Annotated in this window: 5 protein-coding genes; 3 read left to right on the top strand and 2 right to left on the bottom strand. The window is 40.4% G+C overall.

Translation table 11 applies throughout. From position 1 onward, the window contains the following. Together I8752_RS01765 and I8752_RS01760 are read left to right on the top strand one after the other, a co-directional pair. Positions 1 to 209: hypothetical protein (locus I8752_RS01765; RefSeq protein ID WP_214430611.1), on the top strand; the 209-nt coding region annotated here is incomplete at its 5' end. 636 nt (positions 210 to 845) lie between these two features. Continuing rightward, entirely contained in the window at positions 846 to 2,066 is a 1,221-nt protein-coding gene (locus I8752_RS01760) for an MFS transporter (protein WP_214430610.1), read from the top strand. A gap of 67 nt (positions 2,067 to 2,133) precedes the next feature. Here I8752_RS01760 and I8752_RS01755 read toward each other — a convergent pair whose 3' ends face one another. After that, positions 2,134 to 4,155, bottom strand: a complete 2,022-nt coding sequence (locus I8752_RS01755) for an ABC transporter ATP-binding protein/permease (protein WP_214430609.1) — start codon at positions 4,153 to 4,155, stop codon at positions 2,134 to 2,136. 182 nt (positions 4,156 to 4,337) lie between these two features. After that, positions 4,338 to 4,745 (bottom strand): hypothetical protein, encoded by a 408-nt coding sequence (locus tag I8752_RS01750; RefSeq protein WP_214430608.1) that lies wholly within the window; start codon positions 4,743 to 4,745, stop codon positions 4,338 to 4,340. A 729-nt stretch (positions 4,746 to 5,474) separates the two neighbouring features. Between I8752_RS01750 and I8752_RS01745 the strand changes: the two genes are divergently transcribed. Next, positions 5,475 to 9,230: a WD40 domain-containing protein gene (locus I8752_RS01745; protein WP_214430607.1), complete on the top strand. Its 3,756-nt coding sequence runs from the start codon at positions 5,475 to 5,477 to the stop codon at positions 9,228 to 9,230. Positions 9,231 to 9,380: the final 150 nt, after the last annotated feature.

The following is a 9,380-nucleotide window of genomic DNA, read 5'->3' as shown; positions in this document are numbered from 1 at the left end:
ATATTTTATTGACCATTATTGAAGATGGTATTGCTCAAGGGATATTCCTCAATCCACCTGCACTTAATGTTCAAATTACTATTAACAGCATTATTGGTACGATTAATTGGACTCTTTACGATCTACTCGTTGTCCAAAATCAAAACCTAGAACCTGAAGTCTTAGCCACACAGATATCTTCCCACTTGCTACGGAGTCTGGCACGTTAGTTCCCCCTCCCCCAAACGCTAGATACGCCCAGATGTGACTCTTCATCATAAAAAGCGATTTCCCGCAAACAGGACAGACATATTGTTGCTTTTGGGCTATCTTCTGTCTACTTTTGATTAATTCGGATTTGGCTTTAGCTTCTTGCCGTTTAATCCAGTAGTCCCTTAATTTGGGCACCCAAAACGGAAAAATTGTACGCTAAGGAACTGATGCTAAAGTTGCTTAATCCCATCCTCTGTCAACCGTATATTCATGCTTTTTAGTGTAGCAAAAATTTTTTAGAAATGGCTAAAAGCTAGACATAGCAGTAGTTTTTAGACTATTTGGCATAATTTTACAAGGATCTCGGCTCAATACCGTATACAGTTTGATTTCAGCATAATTTCCAAATCTAAAGAAAATCTAAAATATTACATAACCTTGTTCAATGTATGAGAACTTATACAAAAAATAAGTTTTGTTAATTAAATGGGGTCAGCTGATATAAAGACCCTAAAGATAAAATTTGCTAAAGCGTCAATCTCTTCACAGGGCTTGGCGCTTTACATATTGAATCCGAGTTGAAGTTATTTTTGAGGATGTCAATGAGTAAATCTCAGCAGCCAAATTGTCTGCTCTAGGAGCGTTCCCAGCCAATGAGAGACTATCAACGCACCCTACTACCTTCATGGATTGGGGTGGCGATCGCCTTATATGCCTTTATTGCTATTGGTATCGCTGAAGCAGGATTAGGAGTTCTTCTGCCTTCCATTGTATCTACATATCACCTGACTCCAGCAACCGTTACCCTGCTGTTTGTCAGTCAAATTAGCGGCTACATTCTAGCAGCATTCACCAGCAGTCTTGTGAGTAACCGACTGGGGTTAGCTCGAATGCTATTGATTGCTGCGGGTGCGCTAACGATGGCGCTGACGATTTATGCCACCTCACCCTCTTGGTTTCTTATGGTTGCTGCCGGAGCAGAGTTAGGATTGGGGATTGGACTGATTGATGCAGGGATCAATACTTACATTGTGCAAGATTCCCGCAGTGCCAGTCTGATTGGTTTGCTTCATGCTTTTTATGGTGTAGGCGCACTCTTAGGGCCTGCGATCGCCACTACTTTATTAGCAGTAGGCATGAATTGGCGACAAATTTATTGGGTGTTAGCCGGGATTGTCAGCCTCTTGATTGTAAGTGTGCTAGGCGTAATTATCTACAAATACACACCAATGACAGTACGAGTATCGGCATCCAATACAACTGCGCTAGAAAATCTAGGCAGATCGCTCCAAACTCCGATAGTACTGCTAAGTGGACTACTTTTGCTGGTTTATGTTGGCATCGAAGCCTGCGTTGGCAACTGGGCATACACTGTGCAATCCGTTGCTCGTTACACTCCCACGCTGATTGCTGGTTACAGCGTTAGTGCCTACTGGCTAGGATTAACATTGGGACGTTTTATCTTAGGTTATTTCTTGCAATGGCTGGGGGCAGTTCGCACAATCAGTATGTCGCTCACTCTTACAATAATTGGATTGCTTGCTTGGTGGCAACTGCCCCAGCAATGGATTAGTTTACCTTTAATCGGATTTGGGCTGGCAGCAATCTTTCCTGCCACCATTTGGTTACTCCCTCAACGATTGCCAGACCCTCTCGTTCCTGCGGCTGTTAGCTTTGCCACTAGTGCTGCCAGTTTTGGCGCAGCGATCGTACCTACTGGAGCAGGCTGGATTGCTAGTTGGGTAGGTTTAGAGATTATTCCAATTTTGATGCTGCCGTTGGCGCTCTTGATGGTAGGCTTACATTGCTGGCTAGTGCAACATTCGTTGACATATCCACCTGAATCAAATTCCGGGAATTCTAGGTTCAAATAGACGATTGCTCGTGAGGTTCGTTGACCGCTAACGGTTAACTGTCAACAGTCAACACAAAAAGATGTGCTCAATGTTTTACCCATTTCAATATCTTCGGATCGTTGTTATAGTAGTAGGTTATATTATCCTTTGTAGTGACAGATTTTCCTTGACTTGCTCTGGTTTTGATAGTGGTAAGAGAATAGTTTGTTAATGTTTGCAGCTCTTGATGAGAAAGCCCTACAATTGTGGCTGTCGCTGCTGAAGGTTCTGATTCTAGTTGGAATTTATTTTTAGGTGAGATACATATTGTGTTTGGCTCTTTTTCAACTGGTTTAATAGCAATTTCTTTTTGCAGCAGATAATCTTCTATAGAAACAAGCTGCCAACTTGATTCTTGTGAAAGTTCTAATACCCATTGATGATAATTAAATAAGCTTTCTCTGTGACCAACGCTGAGAAAAGTTGTTTTGGTTTCTTGTAACTTTTGATATAAATTAGCTTCATTATTCAAATCTAAAGCACTCGTCGCTTCATCTAAGATAGTGAAACTAGGATGTGTAATCAATAGTCGGGCAAAAGCAAGGCGTTGTTGTTCTCCTAACGACAATATATTTTCCCAAGGAACCTCTTCATCAAAGCCTTTAACACGGGTAAGTAAATTTTGCAAGTTAACTTGTTGTAAAATTTGTTCGAGTTCGCGATCGCTCATTTTGCGATCTGTATGTGGATAGAGTAACTGTTCGCGTAAACTCCCTAAAATGATGTAAGGACGTTGGGGTAAGAATAATACTTCTTTTAGAGAAGGACGCACCAGACGACCAGTTCCTGCGTTCCACAAACCTGCGATCGCTCTCAACAAAGAACTTTTACCCCTACCGCTAGGGCCAACAATTAGTAATCCTTCGCCTGGTTGGACAGAAAGTGACAAGTCTTCAACAATAACCTGCTGATAATTTGGTGTTTGTAAAGTAACATGCTCAAAAGCCAAACGTTTTTCTTCTATGACTTTAATAGTACTGACATGCTCTGGTTCTTTACTAACAGCCTCTAGCGCACCTGAAAACTGAGCTAAACGCTGTACATAACTAGAAAAACGCCCTGCAATCCCAAATTCACCGATTAACTCTCCCAGAGCATTAGAAAACATAAAGCAAGCAAAACTGACTTGATTAATTTCTCCAAAATCAATTCGATCTTGAATAAATAAAGGAGTGAGGATAAACATCGAAAATACACCAATGGCAGACTGATATGCTCTGCCGAAAGCATCTTGTCCTCTTTCCAAACTTAGCCTACGTTCAGCGGTTTCCAGAACATTATTAAATCGACGCTGGATTATATGTAATTCTTTTTCTTCTCCTTGAAAAAAAGCAATCGATTCAGCGTGATTACGAATATGAGTTAAGCAATAAGCAAAGTCTGCTTTAAACGCAAGTTCTTCTTGATTAACTTTATTTATAGTTTGATTCACATAAACTGCTATTATATTACCTATAATTGTATAAATTACTAAATAAATTGCAATTTCTGGGGAAACTATCCAGAGAATTATTACAGCACTTCCCATTTCCAAAACTTTTTCTAATAAAGCAGATGAAAATCTTAAAGCACTACTAGTAATAGGTTCTATTTCTTGGGATAAACGTTGATCTGGATTATCTATATTAGATTGAAAATTTATCTTATAATAAGCTTGATTGCTCAGATATTTTTCTAAAATATGATTGTTTAACCATTTGTACCAATCAAGAGTGATTTTCTTCCTGATATATCTCAAGAAAGTTACCAAGAGAACCATCAGTATAACAATTAGACAGGACAGCCATAAAGTACTGTTATATTTAGCAAGGTCTCTTTCTTCAATAACAATATCAATTACATAGCGATTCCAGTAGCTATTTGCTGCATTTGCCGCTACAACTCCGACTATTAATACTACTAGGAGAATAAGCATTCCCCACGAACTAATCACATCTGTGAATGCTCTTCCTTCTGCTTTTGTCGGATACCAATAAGGTTGAGCAACTACTTTCACATCCTCCCAAAATTGAGTTAACGCTGAAAAAGGATTTGTTGCGTTTTGCTCGCGCACAGATGGAATTTGCATATTCTCAATATGTAGCCGCTATTAATTAGACTAGGAATTTTGAAATGACCTTTGAGAATAAAATTAGACTCAGAGACCATTTTGTTTTTAGAGATTGAATAAAGTTTTATTGTTGGCAGTCGAAAATTTTCGAGCCTCCTAAATTCCCTTAATAAGGTGGACTAGGGAGAGTCAAATAAAATTTAATAGGTAAATTGTTCCTCATCAACAACCTCGACTGTTTTCAGAACTGGGACTTCTTCAGACTCAATAAAAAGTATCGGGCGAATGTGATGTTTCAGTTTGAGTTTTAGGTCGTCTGTAATGGGTAACTCTTGAATTTCTTTAAAAATAAATCTTACAGATTCAGTTTTGCTACGTTCTGTATAGATGAGCTTGAGAATGTTTTCAACTCCAAATCCTGCTATATATTCTGCTAAAATGCCTACCAGTCCTAGTAAGCCCAAACCTCCTAAGACACCCAAAGGCCCGCCCAGCGATGAAAGCATAGCGACAACTGCTGCGACACTACCCCCTGATGTAGCCGTTGCAATCACAAAAAGTATACCAGGAAGACCTAAACCAGCAATTTTTTTAACGAGTTCATCCATTGTACTTACCTATAATCCTTATATTTTAGGTGAAAACATGACTGATAAAGCGATCGCTAAATTAAAAGAAATTTTCTAATCAGAATTTAGCCCAACAGATTACACAACTTATCGATTTTTTGGTCTGCATTTGTGCTGGAGTAGAGGGAGAATTCCAAATGCTAATACTTGCTAATTATCCTTTGCGACATCTACTCTTTTGATTGTGTTTGCAGACATGGTGTTTTCTTTGAAGGAAATTACTTTTGCAATTAAATATATATCAGTAATTAAATAGGTGTGCAAGGACAGTTAAGAAGTAATTATAAAATATTTAAGACATTTAAGACATTTAAGACATTTAAGCAAAATTTTTTTGATAAATATTAACATTAAGTAATCAATATTAAACTAGAGCAACTTTATTCGAGCGATGAATAAGTAGATTTGAGTTCGGCGAGGTAATGATTAGTAATTAATCACATAGCAGTTCTAAATGATTTGTGAAAACGCAGATATTTTGCAAAATAGCTATCGATAACTGCTTTATAAAAATATAAGTTCAATGCTTATTAGCAGTGGGCTTAAACTGTTTAATTTATGAAAAAATAATAGTAAATATTTGACCTAAAATTGACAAAATCCTTGTATAAAGCTGTGCTATCATATTTATAATATTCACTTTTAATAAGTTATCTAAAAAATGCCAATCATTATGTTAATCTCTTGATTTGATAATCCTACTCAAATATGAAATATCAAGTAGGGGGTAGCCTCCGCAGTGACGATCCGACATATGTTACCCGTCAAGCAGACGAAAGACTTTATGCCAGCTTAAAATCTGGCAATTTCTGTTATGTCTTAAACTCTCGTCAGATGGGCAAGTCATCCTTACTGCAGCGTACAAGTTATCGTCTTAGAGAAGAAGGACATAGCTGTGTTTACTTGGATATGACTCGTTTGGGTATCGAAGATACTACATCAGAGCGATGGTACAAAGGGATTATTCTCAGCTTGTTCTACAGCTTCAATTTAGCCGAACAGGTCAACTTTAAGCGTTGGTGGGAGATGCAAGCAGGTATTTCCTCAGTGCAAAAACTGCACCTGTTTGTCGAAGGAGTTTTATTACCAAATGTCAACAGCGAACATATTTTCATCTTTATTGATGAAATTGATAGCCTACTGAGTTTAAGTTTCCCAATTAACGACTTTTTTGCCTGGATTCGTCAGTGCTATAATCTGCGATCGCAAAACTCAAACTTCGAGCGCTTGGGATTTGCACTATTTGGTGTAGCAAGTCCCTCTGACTTGATTGCTGATAAACGCCGCACGCCCTTTAACCTTGGAAAAGCAATTGAGTTACAGGGTTTTGAACTCCATGAAGCTATGCCCCTGCTTGGAGGATTAGAGTCAGTAGTCAGTCAACCACAAGCAATACTGCAAGAAGTTATTCACTGGACAGGCGGACAACCGTTTCTGACACAAAAACTCTGTGACTTAATTACCTATGTTGCTTCTGAAACTCCTACAGGAATAATTACCCTTCCTCCAGGTACAGAAGCATTGTGGGTGAAGCAATTAGTCAAAACATACATTATTCAAAATTGGCAGTCACAAGACGAACCGGAACATCTGCGTACTATCAGAGATCGCCTTCTATTCAACCAACAACAGGCAGGGCGGTTGTTAGGTATTTATCAGCAGGTGTTGCAAGCAGAGTCAGTAGAGGACATGGGGACGCGGAGACGTGGGGATGCGGGGATGCGAGAAGACGGAGACACAGGGATACAAGGACGCACAGACGCAAACACAGAAGACACTAATAACTCTTTGCGTCTTCTTTCTCCTGTTCCAACTGATGATAGTCGAGAACAAACAGAACTATTGTTATCTGGTTTAGTGGAGAAACACAATAGCTATCTCAAAATTAAAAATCCCATTTACCGCCATGTTTTCAATAGCGAATGGGTGGTAAGGCAATTAGATAATCTTCGTCCTTACTCGCAGACATTCAATGCTTGGGTAATCTCAAACTATCAAGATGAATCGCGTTTACTGCGAGGGCAGGCATTGAGAGATGCCCAAAAATGGTCTCAGGGTAAAAGTCTCAGCGATTTGGATTATCAGTTTTTCGCTGCAAGTGTTGAATGCGACAGGCGTGAAGTGCAAACCGCATTGGAAGCAGCACGGGCACTAGAAGTAGAAGCACGACTCCTGCAAGAAAAAAGAACAGCTTTATTGCAGAGATATCTATTAGTTGCAGTAGGTATTGGCTTGCTCATTTCTATTAGTTTGGGAATAGGAACTTTCACTTTGTATCGCCAGACTCAAGAAAGCGAAACTCAAGCTAGAAACAGTGAAATTAAAGCGCTTGTATCTTCTTCTGAGGGACTTTTTGCTTCAAACCGTCACTTAGATGCACTTGTAGAAGCCATCAAAGCCAAAAAAAGACTGCAAAAGTTAGGCATTACAAACATAAATATTGAGCGTCAGGTAGAAAATGTACTGCGGCAAGCTGTGTATGGGGCAGATGAATATAATCGTTTTTCAGGTCATACAGCAGCTGTTCTGGCAGTGGATGTTAGTCCTGACAGTTCTCTGATTGCTTCAGCAAGTGTAGATAAAACAATTAAACTTTGGCGGCGTGACGGTACAGAAGTTGCAACTCTCAAAGGTCATACCGCAACAGTTAGATCGATCGCTTTTAGCCCCGACGGTCAGAGACTCGCCTCGGCTAGTGAAGATGGTACTCTTAAACTTTGGCAGCTAAATGGTGAGCCAGCGCTGCGGGAGGGTTTCCCTCCGCAGGCGACTGGCGAACCCCGAAGGGGTCAGCTGCTAAGAACTTTCAAAGGTCACACAGCTTCAGTCTGGGGAGTTGCATGGAGTCCTGATGGTCAATTCCTTGCTTCTGCCAGTTTTGACACAACGGTGAAACTCTGGAAGCGAGACGGGAAGCTGTTAAGAACGCTTCAAGGTTACAAACAGGGGTTTTGGGGAATTGCATGGAGTCCCGATGGTGAAATCGTTGCTGCCGCAAATCTAGACAAAACAGTAAAACTCTGGAAACGAGACACTTCAGGCTGGCAAAATGCCAAGTCACTACAACCTCTTTTAGGTCATACTGGTTGGGTTGTCGGAGTAGCTTTCAGTCCTGATGGTAAAACCATTGCTTCATCAAGTGAGGACAAAACTGTTAAACTTTGGCAGCGAGATAGCAAAGATGGAAGCTACCACCAGTATAAAACTCTTACAGGTCATAGTGCCGGGATTTGGGGAGTCGCCTTCAGTCCCAATGGTCAGACTATTGCCTCTGCTAGTCTCGACAAAACGATTAAACTTTGGAACATTGATGGTACAGAACTGAGAACGCTCAAAGCACATACTGCGTCCGTTTGGGGAGTGACTTGGAGCAAGGACGGTAGCTTTATTGCTTCAGCAGGCACAGAAAATGTTGTCAGACTTTGGCAGAGTGAGAACCCATTTCAAAAATCTATTATTGCCCATAAAGTTGGGATTTGGTCAATCGCGATCGCTTCCAACAGTTCGACCATTGCTACAGCTAGCCACGAAAATACTGTTAAACTTTGGAGTCGCCAAGGCAAGCTGTTCAAAACCTTAACTGAACCTGGGCACATAGTCTTTGAGGTTTCATTCAGTAAAGATGGTAAGTTAATTGCTTTTGGCATTGATAATGATAGCGTAAAACTCAAAAAGCCAGACGGCACTAATGTTGCTACTTATAACGATTCTCAAAGTAAGCTCTTAACAGCAGTATTGAGTCCCGACGGACGTACAATCGCAATGGCAAATATTAACAAGATTGTTCAAATATGGCATCGCGATCGGTCTGCACCTCAAATTCTTAAAGGACATCAGGCGGAAGTTTGGCACATCGAATTTAGTCCAGACGGTCGCTTTCTTGGTTCAGCCAGTGGTGATGGTACTGCTAAACTATGGACATTGGATGGCAAGTTGTTTAGCACCCTTGTAGGACACTCGGCGGCAGTATGGAGAGTTGTCTTTAGTCCTAACAGTAAAATGGTAGCTACTGGAAGTGGCGACAATACCGTTAAGCTGTGGACGCTAAATGGTGAGCCAGCGCTGCGGGAGGGTTTCCCTCTGCAGGCGACTGGCGAACCCCGAAGGGGCAAATTGCTGAAAACTTTCAAAGGTCACAGTGCTGCAATTTGGGGAGTTGCATTTACTCCCGATGGAAAAATACTTGCTTCTGGTAGCGTAGATGCTACTATCAAACTTTGGAAACTTGATGGTACAGAAATAACAACCCTAAAAGGACATACCGCAGCGATTAGAGAACTTGTTATTAGCGCTGACGGGACTTTGCTAGCTTCAGGGGGTGATGACAACACACTCATTTTGTGGAATTTGCAACGTATTCTCAACCTGAATGCACTAACTTATAGTTGCTCTCTGGTGCAAGATTATCTGAAAAATAACATAGCAGTGGAAAAAGACGATCGCTTGCTCTGCAATCACTCTTAGAACTATGAGAAATATTTTTTAACATAAATAGAGATAGCGATCGCCCTTGCTCCAAAACTTATAGTGGTAGTATGCGTGCGAAACAAAAATGATATAAATCCACCCTACCTACATCTGCTATTCGATCGAAGACATATTGGCAAGGTTTTA

The sequence above is a fragment of the Dendronalium phyllosphericum CENA369 genome (genome assembly GCF_016056275.1).
In the GTDB taxonomy this organism is placed as follows: Bacteria; Cyanobacteriota; Cyanobacteriia; order Cyanobacteriales; family Nostocaceae; genus Dendronalium; species Dendronalium phyllosphericum.
Note: the sequence above shows the minus strand (reverse complement) of the source record. Positions and strands in the feature narration are given on the sequence as shown.

Coding starts and splice junctions, on each gene's coding strand:
- I8752_RS01750 (WP_214430608.1), bottom strand. CDS start 4,745: ATGGATGAACTCGTTAAAAAAATTGCTGGTTTAGGTCTTCCTGGTATA.
- I8752_RS01755 (WP_214430609.1), bottom strand. CDS start 4,155: ATGCAAATTCCATCTGTGCGCGAGCAAAACGCAACAAATCCTTTTTCA.
- I8752_RS01745 (WP_214430607.1), top strand. CDS start 5,475: ATGAAATATCAAGTAGGGGGTAGCCTCCGCAGTGACGATCCGACATAT.
- I8752_RS01760 (WP_214430610.1), top strand. CDS start 846: ATGAGAGACTATCAACGCACCCTACTACCTTCATGGATTGGGGTGGCG.